The 18,402-nt window shown below is 50.3% G+C and carries 14 protein-coding genes, 2 tRNA genes and 1 pseudogene; 10 read left to right on the top strand and 7 right to left on the bottom strand.

The genetic code is table 11. The annotated features are described in order from the left end of the window. Positions 1 to 132 precede the first annotated feature (132 nt). Both L9G74_RS18325 and gloB read right to left on the bottom strand, forming a co-directional pair. The gene (locus L9G74_RS18325) at positions 133 to 1,689 is read right to left on the bottom strand and encodes a lytic transglycosylase (RefSeq protein ID WP_238898220.1); all 1,557 of its coding nucleotides are present in this window, start codon (positions 1,687 to 1,689) and stop codon (positions 133 to 135) included. 169 nt (positions 1,690 to 1,858) lie between these two features. Beyond that, positions 1,859 to 2,677 (bottom strand): hydroxyacylglutathione hydrolase, encoded by an 819-nt coding sequence (gene gloB / locus L9G74_RS18330; RefSeq protein ID WP_238898221.1) that lies wholly within the window; start codon positions 2,675 to 2,677, stop codon positions 1,859 to 1,861. Between the two features lie 125 nt (positions 2,678 to 2,802). On the opposite strand from gloB, the gene L9G74_RS18335 reads away from it, so the two are divergent. Then, positions 2,803 to 3,537: a class I SAM-dependent methyltransferase gene (locus L9G74_RS18335; RefSeq protein ID WP_238898222.1), complete on the top strand. Its 735-nt coding sequence runs from the start codon at positions 2,803 to 2,805 to the stop codon at positions 3,535 to 3,537. Next, positions 3,538 to 4,440 (top strand): LysR substrate-binding domain-containing protein, encoded by a 903-nt coding sequence (locus L9G74_RS18340; protein ID WP_238898223.1) that lies wholly within the window; start codon positions 3,538 to 3,540, stop codon positions 4,438 to 4,440. A gap of 5 nt (positions 4,441 to 4,445) precedes the next feature. On the opposite strand, the gene rnhA is transcribed toward L9G74_RS18340, so the two are convergent. Next, positions 4,446 to 4,916: a ribonuclease HI gene (gene rnhA, locus L9G74_RS18345; protein ID WP_238898224.1), complete on the bottom strand. Its 471-nt coding sequence runs from the start codon at positions 4,914 to 4,916 to the stop codon at positions 4,446 to 4,448. A 59-nt stretch (positions 4,917 to 4,975) separates the two neighbouring features. On the opposite strand from rnhA, the gene dnaQ reads away from it, so the two are divergent. From dnaQ to L9G74_RS18370, 5 genes are all read left to right on the top strand, one after another. Continuing rightward, entirely contained in the window at positions 4,976 to 5,710 is a 735-nt protein-coding gene (gene dnaQ / locus L9G74_RS18350; protein ID WP_238898225.1) for a DNA polymerase III subunit epsilon, read from the top strand. A gap of 16 nt (positions 5,711 to 5,726) precedes the next feature. After that, positions 5,727 to 7,046: a TIGR03503 family protein gene (locus L9G74_RS18355; RefSeq protein ID WP_238898226.1), complete on the top strand. Its 1,320-nt coding sequence runs from the start codon at positions 5,727 to 5,729 to the stop codon at positions 7,044 to 7,046. 107 nt (positions 7,047 to 7,153) lie between these two features. Then, positions 7,154 to 7,230, top strand: a tRNA-Asp gene (locus L9G74_RS18360). Between the two features lie 19 nt (positions 7,231 to 7,249). Beyond that, positions 7,250 to 7,326: transfer RNA gene (locus L9G74_RS18365), tRNA-Asp, on the top strand. Between the two features lie 174 nt (positions 7,327 to 7,500). Then, complete coding sequence (locus tag L9G74_RS18370) at positions 7,501 to 9,390, top strand: cation:proton antiporter (RefSeq protein ID WP_238898227.1); 1,890 nt, start codon at positions 7,501 to 7,503, stop codon at positions 9,388 to 9,390. A gap of 390 nt (positions 9,391 to 9,780) precedes the next feature. On the opposite strand, the gene L9G74_RS18375 is transcribed toward L9G74_RS18370, so the two are convergent. After that, positions 9,781 to 10,674 carry a LysR family transcriptional regulator gene (locus tag L9G74_RS18375; RefSeq protein ID WP_238898228.1) on the bottom strand — a complete coding sequence of 298 codons (894 nt, stop codon included), beginning with the start codon at positions 10,672 to 10,674 and terminating at the stop codon, positions 9,781 to 9,783. Between the two features lie 368 nt (positions 10,675 to 11,042). Between L9G74_RS18375 and L9G74_RS22455 the strand changes: the two are divergent. Beyond that, positions 11,043 to 11,378, top strand: a pseudogene (locus L9G74_RS22455) (DUF3737 family protein); the annotation flags it as partial. Positions 11,379 to 11,395: 17 nt separating this feature from the next. Next, positions 11,396 to 11,686, top strand: a complete 291-nt coding sequence (locus L9G74_RS18380) for an iron-containing alcohol dehydrogenase (RefSeq protein WP_238898229.1) — start codon at positions 11,396 to 11,398, stop codon at positions 11,684 to 11,686. Positions 11,687 to 11,767: 81 nt separating this feature from the next. On the opposite strand, the gene L9G74_RS18385 is transcribed toward L9G74_RS18380, so the two are convergent. From L9G74_RS18385 to L9G74_RS18395, 3 genes are read right to left on the bottom strand one after another with little or no spacing between them, the layout of a single operon-like run. Next, entirely contained in the window at positions 11,768 to 13,195 is a 1,428-nt protein-coding gene (locus L9G74_RS18385; protein WP_238898230.1) for an efflux transporter outer membrane subunit, read from the bottom strand. Between the two features lie 4 nt (positions 13,196 to 13,199). Then, complete coding sequence (locus tag L9G74_RS18390) at positions 13,200 to 16,295, bottom strand: efflux RND transporter permease subunit (protein WP_238898231.1); 3,096 nt, start codon at positions 16,293 to 16,295, stop codon at positions 13,200 to 13,202. Between the two features lie 5 nt (positions 16,296 to 16,300). Next, positions 16,301 to 17,431, bottom strand: a complete 1,131-nt coding sequence (locus L9G74_RS18395; RefSeq protein WP_238898232.1) for an efflux RND transporter periplasmic adaptor subunit — start codon at positions 17,429 to 17,431, stop codon at positions 16,301 to 16,303. Between the two features lie 194 nt (positions 17,432 to 17,625). Between L9G74_RS18395 and soxR the strand changes: the two genes are divergently transcribed. Further along, entirely contained in the window at positions 17,626 to 18,087 is a 462-nt protein-coding gene (gene soxR / locus L9G74_RS18400; protein ID WP_238898233.1) for a redox-sensitive transcriptional activator SoxR, read from the top strand. Positions 18,088 to 18,402: the final 315 nt, after the last annotated feature.

The raw sequence follows: 18,402 nt of genomic DNA on the forward strand, positions 1-18,402 counted from the left end.
TTTGCAGTTTATGTAAGTAATGAGGACTAGCATGGATTTTGGTAGTTTAGTGTGATCTTATGTTGTGTGAGCTGGTGAGGGGCTTGCCCTCAACGCACTGGTCACGTTGAGGGCCGTTGTTGCTGCGATAGATTAGCTGTCGCTACGGGTGACATCGACAAATAAGGTTAATGTCTGTCCAGGTTGCAGATAGTTATGTTCATTCAAGCGATTCCATTTAACCAGTTGCCCCACGGTCACTTTAAAGCGACCAGCAATTCTCGCTAACGAATCACCATTGCGCACTTTGTACTTCACTGTACGCACCACACCTTTGCCTTTTTCAGCTTCATGCCACACCACCAACACTTTGCCGGGCTTTAAGGTGTCTTTGGTTGCCATACCGTTCCAGCCCGCCAACTGTTGCGAACTCACATTAAATTTACGGGCGATTTTCCACAGCGAGTCGCCTGATTGCACCTCATATTTAGAGCTGTAGCGCTTATTATTGTTGTTTTGACGCGCTAAGACGCGCTGCTCTGATGACAGCGGATAATCGCCCGCTTCCTGCAACGACACCGGGATCAGCAGGTATTTACCCGCCACAATACGGTTGCCTTTGATGGCATTGACGCTACGAATAATGTCGACAGTGGTTTGATACTTCTTCGCGATAGTTAACAAAGAGTCGCCAGATTTAATTTGGTAGCGTTGCCAGTTGAGGCGTTCGGTGGGATCTAATGCCGCCAGCGCCGTAGTGAACTGCTGTGCTTTGTCGATAGGCACAACTAACTGATGCGGCCCTTTGGGCGCGGTGGCCCAGTGGTTATAACCTGGGTTAAGCCGTTGCAGCTCGACAATATCGATATCTGCCAGCTCTGCGGCTTTTGCCAAATCTAACTGACTACCGATATCGACCACTGCAACCGCAGGGGAGTTATCTATTGGGGTTAGCTCAATGCCATATTGCGACGCATGTTTGATCACGTCGGCGAGTGCGAGGAGTTGTGGCACGTAACGCTCGGTTTCACGCGGCAGCGACAGTGACCAAAAATCCGTTGCTTTACCCGCTGCAGCATTCTTTTTCACTGCATTGATCACCCGACCTTCACCGGTATTATAAGCAGCGATAGCATAGAGCCAGTTTTTACCTGTCTTATCGTACAGATATTCCATCATGTCGAGCGCCGCATCGGTCGCAGCAGGGACATCACGCCGACCGTCGTACCACCAGTTGATTTTTAACCCAAAATGGCGCGCCATTGGCGAGGTAAATTGCCATAAACCTGAGGCGGCGCCGGGTGAATAGGCAAACGGGTCAAAAGCACTTTCGACAATCGGCAGTAACGCTAACTCCATCGGTAAGCCGCGTTGTTCAATATCATTGACGATGAGATAGAGAAACGGCGTGGCTCGCTCAGAAATTTGCTGCAGGTGTTTAGGGTTAGCGATGTACCATTCACGATAGCGTTTAACCAGCTTTTGATCGGGAATTGGCATGTTGAGCTGTTCGCGCAAACGCTGCCACACATCGGTAATCGGCACGGGTTGTTGCACTTTGGGGTGTTGCTCTACGGCGACCGGAACAGCAGGTACGACAGTGCTGTTTTCAGTAATGGGCTCTTCCGGTTCATCTGATGACGGTGCCGATTGGCAACCAGATAGCAGCAAAAGTAATGCTACGGCGGTGGTGATTTTGTAGTGCTTCAAACGCGCTTTACCTCAAGTGTATTTAGGCAATACAGACGTCATCCCACTGTCATCTGAATGAAACAGAATTCCCAGCAAGTGTCGACAATGTTACAACTATTTGTTTTTATAGATATAAAAAACGGCAGCCGAGCATTTTACCCGGCTGCGAAGCATTCTAGCGAAATATTTAGAAGTTGTCTTTCCAAAGACGTAGCAGTTTTAGCCGATTTTCAGGATCAGGACAGGGTTGTTTGAACTGTTGTTGCAAAATTGCTTGTAGACGATTATCAGTACAATGCAAAAACGGGTTAACGGCTTGCTCTACGGCGATAGTGGACGGCAACGACGGTTTCAATTGCTCCCGTTCTGCGGCAACGGTTTGCGCATATTGCTGCAATTCGAGGTTGTCTGGTTCAACAATCAGCGCAAAGTTGATATTCGCTAAGGTGTATTCATGTGCGGCGTAAACACGTGTCAGCGGCGACAATTTGTCTAAGGTCGCTAATGAACGGTAGAGTTGTTCCGGCGTGCCTTCAAACATGCGGCCGCAGCCACAGCTAAACAAGGTGTCGCCACAGAACAGCGCATCATCAATTAAATACACCCAATGATCTAACGTATGCCCGGGCGTTGGCCATGCTAAGGCTTGCAGATTAAAGCGGTTATCTTTTGCACATAAGCTGATTTGACCCGAGTGGCTTAGCGGATGGCTGATGGCATCGTGGCTATCAACGGGACCATACACCGGGATATCGCTGCCAAAGTGCTGCAACAGGCCATCAATGCCGCCAGTATGATCTTTGTGATGATGGGTGATCAGTATGCCGCATAAGCTTAACTGCTTATCTTCAAACAGCTTGATGACAGGAGTTGCATCACCCGGATCGACCACCCAAGCGTTGCCATCTTTATCGCCAATCGCCCAAATATAATTGTCATTAAAGGCGGGAATAGGGGCGACAATAAAGCCGTTATGAGTTTGTCTGAATGGAATGGACTGAGCCATTAGCAACTCCTGATAAATAATGTGAACTTGCGAGCGTGATAAATTTAACGCACTGAGTCGCTTGCCTCAATGGGGGATCCATTATTAATCTAACCAAAACCCAATGGTCAGACCGGAATATTAACGTGTCAGCAACTACTGAATTATCATGGCAGGATTGGGAAGATCTACCCAACGGCCCGCAGCTGTTGGCTGAAGTCGACGAATCGCTAGCGCCTTGGTGGCCGCGTATCTTTGGTTATCACTTGTTGAAGCTAGGGCCGATGAGCCTAGATCTCGATCTGCAACAGTGCAAAATTAATCATAGTTTTTCACTCTTTCCTGAGCAACGCGCCGATGTCATTGCCGATTTTGACGCGTTACCGTTGCAGTCTGCGTCCATCGATGCCGTGGTGATGCCACTGTTATTGGAATTTGAACATGATCCCTACCGCATATTACGTGAGGTCGACCGAGTATTAGTTAGCGGCGGCTATTTGGTGATTTGTGGGATTAATCCCTTTAGCAGCGCTTATCTTGGTAAACTTTTTCCTAAAAGCCAAAGCAACTGGCCGTGGAACGGACGGTTTTTTATGCCCGCCCGTGTGCTAGATTGGCTCGGTTTGCTGGGTTATCAATTAGTGCATGATGAGCGTATTGGTTTTCACGCATTTATGCCGCAATGGGATTATCCGCAGCTATGCCGTCAGTGGCAGCAAAAGATTTTGCCGCGCACTGGTGCGTTATATGTGATGGTCGCGCGTAAACTTGACTCGCCATTAACGCCATTGCCGCAGAAAAAGAAAAAAACGGTGACTGGCTGGCAGCCCGCGCCTAGCGGTGGTTTTTCAGGACGTAATTTAAAAGACTCGGAAAAATAGATGCGAATTACCCTTAAGCAGTTAATGATTTTTGAAGCGGTAGCGCGTCAAGGACAAGTGGCTAAGGCGGCTGCCAGAGTTAATCTCTCCGCCCCGGCAACCTCAATGGCATTATCAGAGTTGGAGCGTCAACTTGATGCCCGTTTATTTGAACGTATCGGCAACAAACTGCAATTAAATTCCCAAGGGGCGATGCTATTGCCGTTGGCAACCACGGTGCTACAACAAGTAGAAGCGATAGAACAAGCGTTTGCGCCATCAGCAACCGTGCTGGCTGGTACATTGAACGTCTGCGCCAGTAACACCATCGGCAATTTCCTGCTCGCCAAAGCGGCGGTGGCGTTTTGCCAGTTGCACCCCGAGACTCATGTTGAGCTGAATATTGATAATTCACTGCATGTGGTGCGTGATGTGGCGGAGTTTCGTGCCGAACTCGGTTTTATTGAAGGCTACTGTCTCGATAATCGTATTGATGTGACAACTTGGCACCACGACCAATTGAAGATTTTTTGCCATCCGGCGCACCCGCTGGCAGGCAAAACGGTACAACCGCAAGAGGTGAGCGATGCACTGTGGGTACTGCGCGAAGAGGGCTCGGGGACGCGGGAATATTTTGTGAATGCGGCAAATAAATTGAATCTGCGTCCAGAAGTGCGGTTTACCTTTCCCACGCCCGACGCCATTAAACAAGCGGTGAAGCAGGGCGCAGGGCTAGGCGTATTGTCAGCACTCACGATTGACAAAGAGCTAACCCGTAAAGAGGTCAATACGGTGGAGGTGGCGGGTATGACGCTGGAGCGACCGTTTTATCTACTGCGCCACAAACACCACAGTACATCGCCATTAGCACAGGCATTTATTGAGTTCTGTGCTAATTTTTTACGGCTACAGCCAACGCCATAAGGTGATTACGGTTGGTAGCCAGTGTCTGGGCGCACCGCATCTTGTTCTGCGGCGGTTCTTGCCAGCTCATCGCACCGTTCGTTTTCTGGATGTCCGGCATGGCCTTTTACCCAATGCCACTCGATTTGGTGCTGCTGACAGGCGGCATCTAAGCGTTTCCACAAATCGACATTTTTCACCGGCGTTTTGTTCGACGTCACCCAGCCCTTACGTTTCCAGTTGTGGATCCACTGAGTAATGCCTTGGCGCATATATTGGCTGTCACTGGTCACCGACACTTTACACGGCTCTTTGAGTGATTCCAGCGCCACAATCACCGCTAACAATTCCATACGGTTATTGGTGGTTAGGCTAAAACCCTTGGCTAGCTCTTTGATGTGTTGCTTATATTTTAAGATGGCGCCATAGCCACCAGGACCGGGATTACCGAGGCAGGAGCCATCAGTAAAAATTTCGATATGTTTGAGTTCAGTCATCAACTTGCTAACATAGCCCCAAATTAGAGTAATAATCCGTTTCTAAAGCGACAAAATACATGAATATCATCTCAAATGCGACGCGTCAGGTGATCCTCGATACCGAAACCACCGGTATGAATCAGGGCACTGGCCCAGTATTCCAAGGACATAAAATTATTGAAATTGGTTGCGTAGAAGTGATCAACCGCCGTTTGACTGGGCGCACCTATCACCAATACATCAACCCGATGCGAGCGATTGATGAAGAAGCCATGGCGGTTCACGGCATTACCAACGAGCGAGTTGCCAACGAGCCTACGTTCGCGCAGATCGCGCAAGACTTTATCAATTTTATCGATGGCGCTGAAATCGTCGCGCACAACGCACCCTTCGACGTCAGCTTCATGGATCATGAGTTTTCCATGTTGTCGCCGCGCGGCCCCAAAGTGGCCGACATCTGTCAAATCCTCGACTCGTTAGATATTGCTAAATTCCTGCATCCGGGCCAAAAGAACAACTTGGATGCCTTAGCAAAACGCTACTTCATTGATAACTCACGTCGTACTTACCACGGCGCATTGCTCGACGCCGAAATTCTGGCTGATGTGTACTTGGCGATGACGGGGGGGCAGACTAAATTTAATTTGAGTTTGGACGCCGAAAGTAGCGGTGGTGCTGCGGGTGGGATTATTCGGCTAAATTCAAATCGTCGTTCGCTTAAAGTGATCAGCGCTTCGGCCGATGAACTAAATATGCATGAACAGCGCCTTGATTTAGTGGGAAAATCAGGTAAGTGTCTCTGGCGCGACTAACCATCAGGAACATAACTTGGCAATATTTGCGCGCGGTATCAGTTTAGCGTTGATCTCAGTGATGGGATTACTGCCTTGTGCATCAGCTAAGCAGGACCACATAGTGCCGTCCTCGCAGGCGTCAGAATTGAAGAATCGCTTTCGCATTGATCACATGGTCGATGAAGTGACCTTAATTGTGCAGCGAAAATTCGGTTCGGCACCGGTGGTGGTGATCCAACCCGACGGTTCAAAATGGTATGCCAACCGGCATCCGCAATCGGTTAAGTGGACTGACGCCGAATCTGGCGATGTCATTAACATTCAACAGCCTATGCCTGGTCCATGGCAACTGACGGGCAAAATTGTCCCTGGCTCAAAGATTGTAATGCTGTCAAAGTTGGCCATTGATGTTGAGCCATTTCCACAACCCTTGTTTCAGGGCGAACGGTTAAAGTTACGTGCGTGGCTAACCGGTGATGACTTACGCCTGCGCCTGCCGGGGCTGGCTTATATGGTGCAATGGACCGCTGGGTTTTCATCGCTGCAAAATAAAGAGGATGCTAACTTTGCCGCCGGTACCTTTAATGTGGGCACTTATCAAGATAATGGCAGTGAATTAGACGAACAACCAGATGATGGGGTGTTTACCTCTAAAATCAATCTTGATCAGCCGTGGGGCCACTATCGACTCAAAATCCAAGCGCAAAACGAGGTGTTTCAACGCGAATACCAGCAGGAGTTTGTGCTGTCAAAAATCCCTGCGGATATCACTGTAGTTGAGCCAGAAAAGCCGCTGGAACAACCGTGGGAATTAAAGCTCATTGCTGATGGAGAGCAGTTAAACTTAGCTGAAACTTTTTTTGAACTGTCGATTGTCGGGCCTGCGGGGTTTCAAGCCACCCTCAGCGAACGATTGGACGGCGCCCCAGAGAAAGACTTACAGCTGACCGATATTCGCGATTTTGGTAGCTATCGTATTAAAGGAACGTTGTTTAGTACCACCAATACCGGACGGGAAATAGTGTTAACGCTGCCAGAACGTTTCTTCAATTTTATTGAACCGCCAAAACCACCACCAAGTGCTGAAGAGCTGGCCGCTCGTGCTGCCGCTATCGCCAAAGCGGAAGAGGAAAAAGCCAAATCTGAGGCGATGAAGCTAGTAATTATCGGCAACGTCCTATTGTTAGTGGTTGGCGCAGGCTTATTGCTGTTTTTACGCAAGCGTAAAAGCTTAAAACAAGCTTTGGCTGCCGCCGAACAAGCCGCCGCCGAGAAAGCGCCACCACGCTCGGTGGCAGATGAGATCCACGAGATTGATTTAACCATGCCAGACGAGTCTGAACAGAAGCGTTAATTTGTGAAAAAACACAAATGGTTAAAAAATGGCTTAACAGCTTTGTTTTCGTTAAAAAACTGTTGACGCTACCAAAGCTGATTCGTATTATTGCGGCCATCCTAAGTGGAGCGGTAGTTCAGTTGGTTAGAATACCGGCCTGTCACGCCGGGGGTCGCGGGTTCGAGTCCCGTCCGCTCCGCCACTAGGACAATGACATCTCTGGAGCGGTAGTTCAGTTGGTTAGAATACCGGCCTGTCACGCCGGGGGTCGCGGGTTCGAGTCCCGTCCGCTCCGCCAGATGCATAAGCCTGTTTACATACAGGCTTTTTTTATTTTTAAATACCCACTTATTTCTCGCAGAAATGTTGATCCGAACGCAGGATCCAGTCGATACTTCTTCAAGTTCACCTTTCAGCCACAAGTTAATTTATTCTTGTCTGTCACCACTGTTATTAGAAACTAGGGACTGTAATGATCGAACAAATTACTGGAATGCTGGCGCTTATTGGCGTCCTTTCTCTGTTATGCCAGTGGATAGGTTGGCAACTACGTTTGCCAGCTATTTTACCGTTGCTTTGCTGTGGGCTCGTGATTGGCCCGGGGTTAGGCTGGCTAGATCCTGACGCTATTTTTGGCGATTTACTGTTTCCGCTCATCTCATTAGGTGTGGCGGTTATCTTGTTTGAAGGTGCGTTGACGCTGAACTTCAAAGAGATCCGCGACCATGGCCGCATGGTGACACACTTGGTTACCGTGGGCGCGATGGCGACTTGGCTAGTGATCAGCGTGGCGTCTTGGTGGTTGTTTGAGTTTTCGTCGTCGTTAGCGTTGCTGTTTGGCGCATTGGTGGTGGTGACCGGCCCAACGGTGATTGTACCGATGTTGCGTACGGTGCGGCCGAAGTCAGAGCTTGCCAGTATTCTGCGCTGGGAAGGGATTATCATCGACCCAATCGGTGCCTTGATCGCGGTATTGGTGTATGAGTACATCACCGTAAGTTCAGATCAAACCTCACATGTGCTCACCGCGCTAGGGTCAATGCTCAGTATTGGCTTAGGCATAGGCGCGTTGGCTGGTTACGTGCTCGGCTGGATATTACGCCGCAACATTTTGCCACATTACCTGACCAATACCGCCGTGCTGACCATTACGCTAGGCGTATTTGTTGGTTCAAATTTATTGCAAGAAGAGTCTGGCCTGCTAACGGTTACCGTGATGGGCATTTGGCTGGCAAACATGCGTGGCGTAGCCATTCAAGCGATTCTTGAATTTAAAGAAACCCTTACAGTATTGTTGATTTCTGCGCTGTTTATCTTGTTGGCGGCGCGATTAGATTCTGACGCCATGCTCAGTTTAGGCTGGCAGGGTGGCGTGTTATTGCTCATTGTGCTGTTCATTGCGCGGCCGCTAAGCATCTGGTTGTCCGGCATCGGAACTTCATTACAAGCGCGTGACAAGTGGTTTTTGAGTTGGATTGCACCGCGCGGCATCGTGGCTGCTGCGGTGAGTTCGCTGTTTGCAATTAAGCTTGAGCAAAAAGGCATGGAAGGCGCTGATATGTTGGTGCCGCTGGTATTTTTGATCATCATCGGTACGGTGGTTATCCAGTCGCTCACTGCATTGAGTTGGGCTAAACGTCTTGGTGTGACGGCGAAATCGGCTCAAGGCTTCTTAATCTTCGGTGGCTCTAAATTTGCCCGCGAGCTGGCGAAAATTCTGGTATCGAAAGGCATTAAGGTGATTATTGCTGACTCGAACTGGGATAACGTGCGTTTGGCACGTATGGATAATATTCAGGTGTATTTTGGTAATCCGGTGTCAGAACATGCGGATACCTATCTTGATTTGAGCGGCATCGGCAAGGTGCTGATCCTCAGTCCATATCAACAGTTAAACCCTGTGGTTTTTTTCCACTTTCAAGATCTGTTTGGACCCGAAAAAGTCTTTGGTGTTAGCACGACCGATTCTTCAGGCAGTGCCCGCCATCAGTTGTCCGAATCTTACTTGCGGCGCATGTGTTTGTTTGATGAGTCAGTGTCTTACTCCAAGCTGGCAAGCCTGATGAACCGCGATGCCGTATTGAAAACGACCAACTTGACTGAAAACTTCAGTTATCAAGATTTTATCGAGCGTTACGGTGATACTGTGGTGCCGTTGATTTATGTGAAAGCGGGTAAGGTGCATATGATTACCGCTGACATGAAAACCTTCCCCACTGGCGTTGAATTGATCAGCTTGATCCCGAAAGAAGCTTCTGAGCATCAACAAAAGAAAGCGGCTGAAGAGAAAGAGCTAAAAGAACAGAAAGAGCAAAGTGAGGCCGCTATCGAAGTGGACGACGCGATAACGCCGAACAGCTAGCTCTTCAAGAGCGCTGATAGGGTGTTTTTATCTGCTCTTCAAATCGTTTCGACGCTACAATAACTTACGCTCTGCCACTGCGGCCAGAGCGCAAGTTAAATCCTTCCCGAGTAAACTTGTGTTTGAATATGGCAGCGCGTACATGACGCATGTATTTGACGCGAATCCACTACTAAAAGAAGAAGACAATAAATCCGGTGGCGAAACGTCATCGGATTTTGCTTTTTAACGAGTTTGCTACCGCTGCGGCAGCGGTCCAATGTTCTTTTTGGCTACAGCGATTGCTAGTGGCTGATGCTGGAGAATGACTACACGGCACATCACGGGCCTGGCCTAAATCACGCGCTGTCTGCTGCAAAAACAACCAGCAAAGTTCAATAGTTCCAGCCATTACCTGTGATAGCGCAATGCGTTAACAATCACATCAAACGCTGGGGATGAGCGCATGCGGTGAGGAAAATAGAGATGGTAACCCGCAAATGGTGGGCACCAATCTGCTAACACCCGCACCAATTCGCCGCTGTCGACATAGGGTTGGAAGATGTCTTCTGGTAAAAAGGCGATGCCAAAACTCGCCAAAGTAGCCTGTAAAATCTGATTGATATTGTTGAACACCAGTTGTCCGTCTACGTTAACGTTTAACTGCCGATCACCTTTTTCAAACTCCCATGCATACAAGCCACCATAGGTGGGAAAGCGTAAGTTGATACAGTTATGCTGCAACAAGTCATGTGGCACTACCGGTTTGGCATGTTGGCTAAAGTATGCTGGTGTTGCCACCGCCGCCATACTGAGATCTGGACCAATGCGGATGGCAATCATATCGTTGGAAATCGCTTCGCCAAAGCGTACGCCAGCATCAAAGCGCCGAGCAACAATATCGGTAAACCCATAGTCGACGCATAATTCCAATTTGATATCTGGATACTGCTTTAGCACCTCGGCCAACTTAGGCCAGAGTAGGGTATCAATGGCGTGGTCACTTGAGGAGATACGAATGGTGCCAGCAGGCTTATCGCGTAGCTCGCTCAGCAATGAGATCTCCGTATCGATCTCTTCAAACTTGGGCGAAATGCGGGTGAGTAGACGTTCACCTGCTTCAGTGAGTGACACATTACGCGTGGTGCGGCTCAATAAGCGAATGCCTAGACGCTTTTCCAGCCCTTTCACAGTATGGCTAAGAGCTGATTGAGTTATGCCTAAATGGGCGGCGGCTTTAGTAAAACTGCATTCGCGGGCCACAGCGATAAACGCTATCAGTTCGTTGTAATTCTCACGCGCCATATTTATGAACCTCTCTCAATAATCGCCGCTAGCTTATCAGTAAAATCGAGAACGCTCAGCTATTGTGCATTTTCTGACAGAACGGCAGATAATTAAAATTGTTTAAATTCATTTTGTTACATCTATTGATGAGATTATCTCATTACTATAAGAAGAAAACCGTGATTTATTCATAGCTTGTTTTGCCACAAAGTAATCCACCATAAAACGGACCAAGCCGTTTTCACCATTGCCCTCGATAAGCAAATGTCACTTTACCGAAACCTGTTACACAACGGCGTTTTGGCAAATTGTTACTCCCACTGAGCCGATGACGCATCGTTTTTGCTGTGCGTCGCCACGGCTTAGTCGCAACCTGTTGTTGGATTATGAACCTAATTAAAGATACTTTTTTTGAAGGCGAACGCCCGTGTTTTGCAGCCCAAGATACCCGCTTTGAACATGTGAAGATCTATCCCGGCGAAACTGCTGGCGAATCGGCGATGAAACATGCGCAGAATATCGAAGCATTTCAATGTGAATTCTTGGGAAAATATCCGTTCTGGCATAACGAAAATTTGCTGGTTGAAGACAGCGTATTTCCTGTCGCCGGACGTACGGCTATTTGGTATTCAAAAAACGTTAAGGTATTGAATACTAAAGTCGACGCGCCAAAAATGTTCCGTGAATGTGACAACATATACGTTGAAAACGTGCAATTTTCCGATGCTGGCGAAACCGGTTGGAATTGCCGCGATGCGGAATTGCGCAATGTAGCAGCGAAAAACTGGCGCAATACGGCCGTCGCGTATTGGGGATTAACGAAGCGGATGATCTGTTGGCTGCCGAGAAAGCGATTGTACGTACTCGCGAATTTTTTGAAGCTATGGGCGTTAGAACCCGTCTGGCGGATTACGGCTTGAAAGCCGACATCATCCCGCTTGTGGTTGCCAAATTGAAACAGCATCAGTTAGGCGAACACGGTGGCATCACCCCAGATGACGTCAGCAAAATTCTGGAATTGGCACTGTAATTTGCCACACCGGCGAATGCTGCATAAAACAGAGCCACGCAGTTGCGTGGCTCTGTTATGTGGGTCAGTTTGCTGGCGCGTTTACAACTGCGGCGAGGGCGCTTGTTGCCAACCGCCACCCAAGGCACGGAATAGATCGACCTGAGCATTAGTCAGTGCCACTTGTGCTTCGGCATTGGCGGCGCGGCTATCGAGCAAATTACGCTGCGTCACTAATAATGCGACATGGGCGATGGCACCCACATCAAAGCGTGCTTTATCGAGCTGATATGCCCGAGTCGCTTGTTGTTCGGCACGTGCCAAGGCTAGCTGTTGCTGGGTTACCGCGTTGAGTGACGTTAGCGCTTGTTCCACTTCTTTAAGTGCATTCAGCACTTGGGCATCAAAATTGGCGACTGACGCATCGGCTTGTGCTTCCGCTTGCGCCAGTCGAGCACGGGCGGCCGCCATATTGGGAAAGTTCCATGAAATTAATGGCCCAATGCCATAAGTGAAACTGTCACTGCCTTTTACCACATCATTGTGCAGATAATTGGCTGACGCGCCCAAGGTGATCCGTGGGTACAAATCGGCGGTTGCCACACCGACGCGGGCAATGTCTGCCGCCAGCGTTTGCTCCGCTTGACGTAAGTCTGGCCGACGCCGCAACAGTTCTGTGCCGTCGCCAACTGGCAGCGCCACCGCCATTGCTGGTGGTAGCTGACAACTTTGCAGATCGCTGGGGGCTTCCGCTGGCGTTAGCCCTAATAAGGCACTTAATTCAAACAAAGCATTTTGCTTAGCAGCTTGCGCCATCGGCAGTTGCGCTTGTACCGTTTCCACTACCGCTTCTGCACTGGCGAGGGCAGATTCCGTCACGGTGCCAGCGTGTAACTGCGCCGCGACAATATCGCGTTGGTGTTGGCTATTGGCTAATGACGCTTGCGCCACTTGTAACTGATTACCGTAGGCGCACAGGTTGAGATAGGCGCGGGTGGTTTCTGCTGCCACGGTGACGCGCACCATATCGCGTGCTGCGCGTTGGCTGGCAACATCTGCACTGGCGGCATCTATTGCTTGGCTGATACGGCCCCAAAAGTCCGCTTCCCATGCCACTGATAATCCCGCCGATTCGCTCCATTGCTCATCATTAACGCTTTGCTCTGCATCACCATAACTGGCACCGCCTGACAGCGTGGTTGACGGCAATCGGTCGGATTTCGACTGTTTTAGTACCGCTTGGGCTCGGCGTAAGTTAGCTTCTGCCACGCGCAGATCGTTATTGGCGCTCAGCGCTTGCGTCACTAACTGGTTTAGTCGCTCATCGTGATACAACTGCCACCAGTCGTTTGGCAGTGGTTGTAGTGATTCTTGACCATCTGCACGGCTAACAAAATCACCGCTATTGATCTGCTTCGGTGCATAATCTTGCGCGTCGGGGGCAGTGTTACACCCCGCGAGCAATAGCGGCAACAACAACGCCAGTGGCCGCAACGTGCGAGGAAAACGCTGCTTGTTTATCGTATTCATTGGCTTAACCATGGGCCACCTCACCATTTTTTGCTGGATTAGCGGCATCGTCGGTTTCGGTCGCTGACAAATGATGATCATTTTGGTGATTTGCCGCTAACAAGGTGTAGATAGTTGGTAGGACAAACAGGGTAAACAGCGTACCAATCAGCATGCCCATCACCACCACAATGCCAATGGCAAAGCGGCTCGCGGCGCCAGCACCAGCAGCAAACAGCAGTGGTACTAAGCCTGCCACCATGGCGGCGGTGGTCATCAACACTGGGCGCATACGCACCGCAGCGGCGTGGCGAATCGCTTCCAATTTACTCATCTTTTCATGCAACTGCATGTCGTTAGCGAACGACACCATCAAAATCCCGTGTTTGGAAATCAGACCGATCAAGGTCACTAGACCAATCTGGGTATAGATGTTGAGCGTGGTGAAACCAAGATACAGCGGCACTAAGGCACCACACACCGCCAGCGGTACTGTCACCAAAATCACCAACGGATCGCGGAAGCTTTCAAATTGGGCGGCTAGCACCAAGAAAATCACAATCAAAGCAAAGGCGAACGATACTGTGAGGCGATTGCCTTCGTGCACAAACTGACGGCTGTCCGAGAGCCAATCGACCGTAGTGCCATCCGGTAATGCCTGTTGTTCCAGAAAATGTACCGCTTGTCCCATGGTCACGCCGGGCATCAATACCGCTGATAACGTGGCGGAGTTCATCTGGTTAAACTGCGGCAGTTTATTCGGTTGCGGTTTGATCTCCACGCTAACGACGGTCGATAACGGAACTAATTTGCCCGTGCCGGTGCGCACATAGTAGTTGCCGAGATTGTCGGGGGTGAGACGCTGGTTTTGCGGAACTTGGGTGATCACGTCGTAAGAGCGATCAAACCAGTTGAAGCGGTTGATGTAGTTTTCACCCACCAATATCGCCAAGGTATCGGCGATTTCTGCCATGCTGATCCCAAGCTCACCGGCTTTATCGCGGTCGATGTTGATATGGGCTTCAGCGCTATCAAATGCCAAGTCGCTATCAACGAAAGCAAATAAACCGCTGCCCCACGCGGCGCCTTTCAGTCCCATCAGCGTTTGATACAGTTCACTAAATTCGCCAGATGAACGGATCACCATCTGCACCGGCAAACCGCCACTGGCCGCCGGTAGCGGGCTTGGTTGAAACAGCGAGGTATACACGCCGTCCACACTCGCGGTTAATCCCGCGAGCTGCCCTTGAATGCTGTCTGCGTTACGATCTCGGTCCGACCATTCGGTGAGAATAATACCGCCGAAACCTATGTTGGCTTCGTCATTGGCGATAGCAAAGAAGCTGCGATCAAACTCGGGGATCTGCTGAAACAGCTTATCGACTTGCCCGCTGTATTTAGCGGTATAGTCAACGTTGGCATATTGTGGTCCCTTGGTTTGGGCAAAGATGTAGCCCATATCTTCCGCCGGTGCCAATTCGCGCTTAGCTCCGGTAAATAACACGCCGATAGCGGCAAGGATCACCACGCCCACCAGTAACACCGCAGGCCGCGACACTAAGGTTTTATCAAGGAGTTTTACATATCGGCTAGTGAGCCCCTCCATGTAATGCTCAATCCATTGCTCCAATTTTGACTCAGATTGACGCGCGGCAAGCAGGTTGCTGCTCATCATCGGTGACAAGGTGAGTGCGACTACGCCGGAGACAATGACCGATCCCGCGAGCGTAAAGGCAAATTCGCGGAATAGGGCGCCAGTCAAACCGCCCATCATGCCGATAGGTGCATAAACAGCGGCGAGGGTGATGGTCATGGCAATCACTGGCCCGACGATTTCACGCGCGCCTTTGAGCGCCGCATTGAACGGCGATAACCCCTCTTCGATGTGGCGATGGATGTTTTCGACCACTACAATGGCATCGTCAACCACTAAGCCAATGGCGAGCACCATGGCGAGTAAGGTCAGCAAGTTGAGCGAGAAGCCAAACGCTAACATCAATGCCGCGGTGCCCAGCAGTGATAACGGAATAGTGACAATCGGAATAATTACCGCGCGGAAAGTGCCAAGGAACAGGAAAATTACCGCAACCACAATAATGATTGCTTCGACTAAGGTGTGGGTAACTTCCTCAATGGATGCGTCAACAAAGTGGGTAACATCAAACTGGTTTTCAATCAGCAAACCGGGCGGAGCGACGGCCTGCATATCCTCAATGCGATCAACAATTTGCGATACGATATCGAGCGGGTTGCCATCGGGTGTCGGCGAAATCGCCACGGATACCGAGCGGCGGTTAGACGCCAACATGGCGGAATCGTAATTTTGACCACCAAGCTCCACCGTAGCGACATCTTGCAAGCGCACCACGCCTTGGTTGCCTTGTTTCAGCACCATTTGGCGGAACGCATCGATGCTACGCAGATCGGTACCCGCGGTGATGTTCAGCGCGGTGGCATCACCTTTCAATTGACCGGGCGACGCTTGAATGTTGTTACTACGCAACGCGCTAGCAACATCGCTGGCGGTCATGCCGCGTGCGGCGAGTTTGGTTGGATCAATCCAGATGCGCATGGCATATGGCGCGCCACCGAGCACGGTTGCCGAGGCCACGCCGGGCACAGAGGTGATCAGCGGTTGGGCGACGCGAGAGATGAAGTCTGCGATTTGCGGCGGCGATAACGTGTCACTAACAAATGCCAAATATTGAATCGCCGAGGCGCCATCGGTGATTTTGGCGATTACCGGATCGGTCACACCTTCGGGTAAGCGGTATTTCACCGTTTGTACTTTGGATAAAATCTCGGTCATCGAACGGTCTGCATCGGCGTTCAGTACCAGCTTGGCCGAGATATGGCTCTTACCTTGGCGCGAGGTCGAGGTGATGTATTCAATGCCGCTGGCGGTAGAAATCGCTTGAGCGATCGGCGTAGTGACAAAGCCTTGCATCATGTCCTGCGTGGCGCCGGGCAACGAGGTATCAATAGTGATAGTGGCGCTTTCCATCTGCGGATATTGGCGGATGGGCAGGTTGTTGGTGGCGCTGATGCCGATCAGCAAAATCATCAAGCTGACGACGATCGATAATATCGGCCGCCGAATAAATAGATCAGTAAAGTGCATAACGCTTACTCTCCTGCAGCCAGTAGGTGTTGTACCACTACATCTGCACCGGGTTGCACGCGGTTTTGGCCGTTAACCACAATTACATCGCCCGCTTGGATACCGCTGACGATTTGCAGACGATTGTCGATACGTTTGCCAATCTCCACCGCAACGATGTCGGCTTTACCTTGTTGTTTCGCATTGTCACCGCGTACCACCACCACACTGTGACCTTGGGCAGAGGTTTGTACTGCTGTGGCGGGAACGACCATCGCGTTTGTCGCCGCAGGCAGATTTAACGCCGCATTGACATACATACCAGGGCGCAGCAGTTGCTCAGCGTTGTCGAACTCACCTTGCACACGGACGTTGCGAGTGTCGTTATCTAACTGTGGCTCCACAGCGTGGACTTTGGCGCTAAATTGCTGCTGCGGATAAACATCGCTGGTGAGCGTAATGTCGCCGCCGACTTTGATGGCCGCGAAGTTTTGCTGCGGTAGGGTAAATTCGACATACAACTTATCCAGCGCCGTCAGTGTGACTGCGGCATCACCCGGATTCACATACTCACCAAGATCGATTTGACGAATACCTAATTCGCCAGCAAATGGCGCGAGGATCTGTTTCTGTCTGAGTTGCGCCTTGGCGGCTTGCACATCGGCTTGCGCTTGGGCGAAGGCGGATTGCCGTTCTTGCAGTACGTCTAACGATTCCGCACCAGTCGGTGCTAATTGTTGTGAACGGTTGAGTTGATGTTTGGCATATGCCAGACGGGCTTCTGCGGCTTGCAGCGCCGCTTGCTCAGGGCCGTTATACAGTTCGGCTAATAATTGTTGCGGTTTGACTTGTTCACCCGAGTGAAAGTGCAGACTATCAACACGACCAGCCACTTCGGCTGACAGCGTGACCTGCTGCACGGCGGACAGTTCGCCAACGGCATTCAGTTGTAACGGTAACGGTGCCGCCGTCACTTGCATCGCGCTCACCGGTACCGCTTGAGGTTGCCAATGGGTTTGGTGACTGGCGAGATAGGCTTTCCAGTAATAAATACCACCCAACACCAACGCCAGAAATACTCCGGTGATGATAAGCGTCGTTCTAAGCTGTTTGCTGTCTGAAACAGGGGCTGGCGGCAACTGTACTCCATTACTCATGTTGACCCCCTAATATGCAAGGGGCAGGCATAAAACGGTTACGACAGGTGAACAAAAGTTGAAGACTGGGGGAATTGGTGTGACCCATGTCGGCTCCTGAATAAGTTGTCAGAGATGAATAAACGCTTGAATGCGTTAACCGACGCGAATACTATTTCCTCAAGTATACTTGAGGTCAACAGGATTTTTACATTATGGAACGTTGTGGGGCGATGTCGGTTGGGGAAGTGGCTAAACGCAGTGGTGTGGCGGTTTCCACGCTGCATTTCTACGAGACCAAAGGGCTGATCACCAGTACCCGTAATGCCGGCAATCAACGGCGCTATGATCGTAAAGTGTTACGTCGCATTGCCGTTATTCGCATTGCACAAGCCGCCGGATTACCGCTGACAGAAATCAAAAAACATTTAGATGCCATCCCAAACACACCGATCTCTGTCAGCGAATGGCGAGAACTCAGCAGTGAATGGCATGCGGTACTTACTGAAAGGATCGCCACCTTGACCACACTACGGGATCACATGGAAGGCTGTATCGGCTGTGGTTGTTTATCGCTAACGGATTGTCCGCTGCGAAATCCCGATGATGTGATGGCTAACGCTGGCGCAGGGCCACAACTATTAACCATCAGTGTGGATAATGTTGCTGAAGAATAACGAGCTAGGGTTGAGTGTCGAGCATGTGATGGTCAATCGGCAATTAACAGCTAGCGCCGACAATGGCAGATGGCAGCGAAGACTTGAGCTGCATTCTCAACGTTGCGGCTGAAGTGCGCTAGATGCCACTAATAATGAGGTCACTAGGATTGAGATTGTTGCAAGACGGCTCAATAGCTCGATGCTATTTACGGTAAGAACAATAGGGGAATTAGCAGAGATTAAACAGAAAAGAGTTTTGGTACACCCGAGTGGACTCGAACCACCGACCCCTACCATGTCAAGGTAGTGCTCTAACCAGCTGAGCTACGGGTG

Source organism: Shewanella electrica, from assembly GCF_022321485.1.
In the GTDB taxonomy this organism is placed as follows: Bacteria; Pseudomonadota; Gammaproteobacteria; order Enterobacterales; family Shewanellaceae; genus Shewanella; species Shewanella electrica.

Coding starts and splice junctions, on each gene's coding strand:
- gloB (WP_238898221.1), bottom strand. CDS start 2,677: ATGGCTCAGTCCATTCCATTCAGACAAACTCATAACGGCTTTATTGTC.
- L9G74_RS18340 (WP_238898223.1), top strand. CDS start 3,538: ATGCGAATTACCCTTAAGCAGTTAATGATTTTTGAAGCGGTAGCGCGT.
- rnhA (WP_238898224.1), bottom strand. CDS start 4,916: ATGACTGAACTCAAACATATCGAAATTTTTACTGATGGCTCCTGCCTC.
- dnaQ (WP_238898225.1), top strand. CDS start 4,976: ATGAATATCATCTCAAATGCGACGCGTCAGGTGATCCTCGATACCGAA.
- L9G74_RS18370 (WP_238898227.1), top strand. CDS start 7,501: ATGATCGAACAAATTACTGGAATGCTGGCGCTTATTGGCGTCCTTTCT.
- L9G74_RS18375 (WP_238898228.1), bottom strand. CDS start 10,674: ATGGCGCGTGAGAATTACAACGAACTGATAGCGTTTATCGCTGTGGCC.
- L9G74_RS18385 (WP_238898230.1), bottom strand. CDS start 13,195: ATGAATACGATAAACAAGCAGCGTTTTCCTCGCACGTTGCGGCCACTG.
- L9G74_RS18390 (WP_238898231.1), bottom strand. CDS start 16,295: ATGCACTTTACTGATCTATTTATTCGGCGGCCGATATTATCGATCGTC.
- L9G74_RS18395 (WP_238898232.1), bottom strand. CDS start 17,431: ATGAGTAATGGAGTACAGTTGCCGCCAGCCCCTGTTTCAGACAGCAAA.
- soxR (WP_238898233.1), top strand. CDS start 17,626: ATGGAACGTTGTGGGGCGATGTCGGTTGGGGAAGTGGCTAAACGCAGT.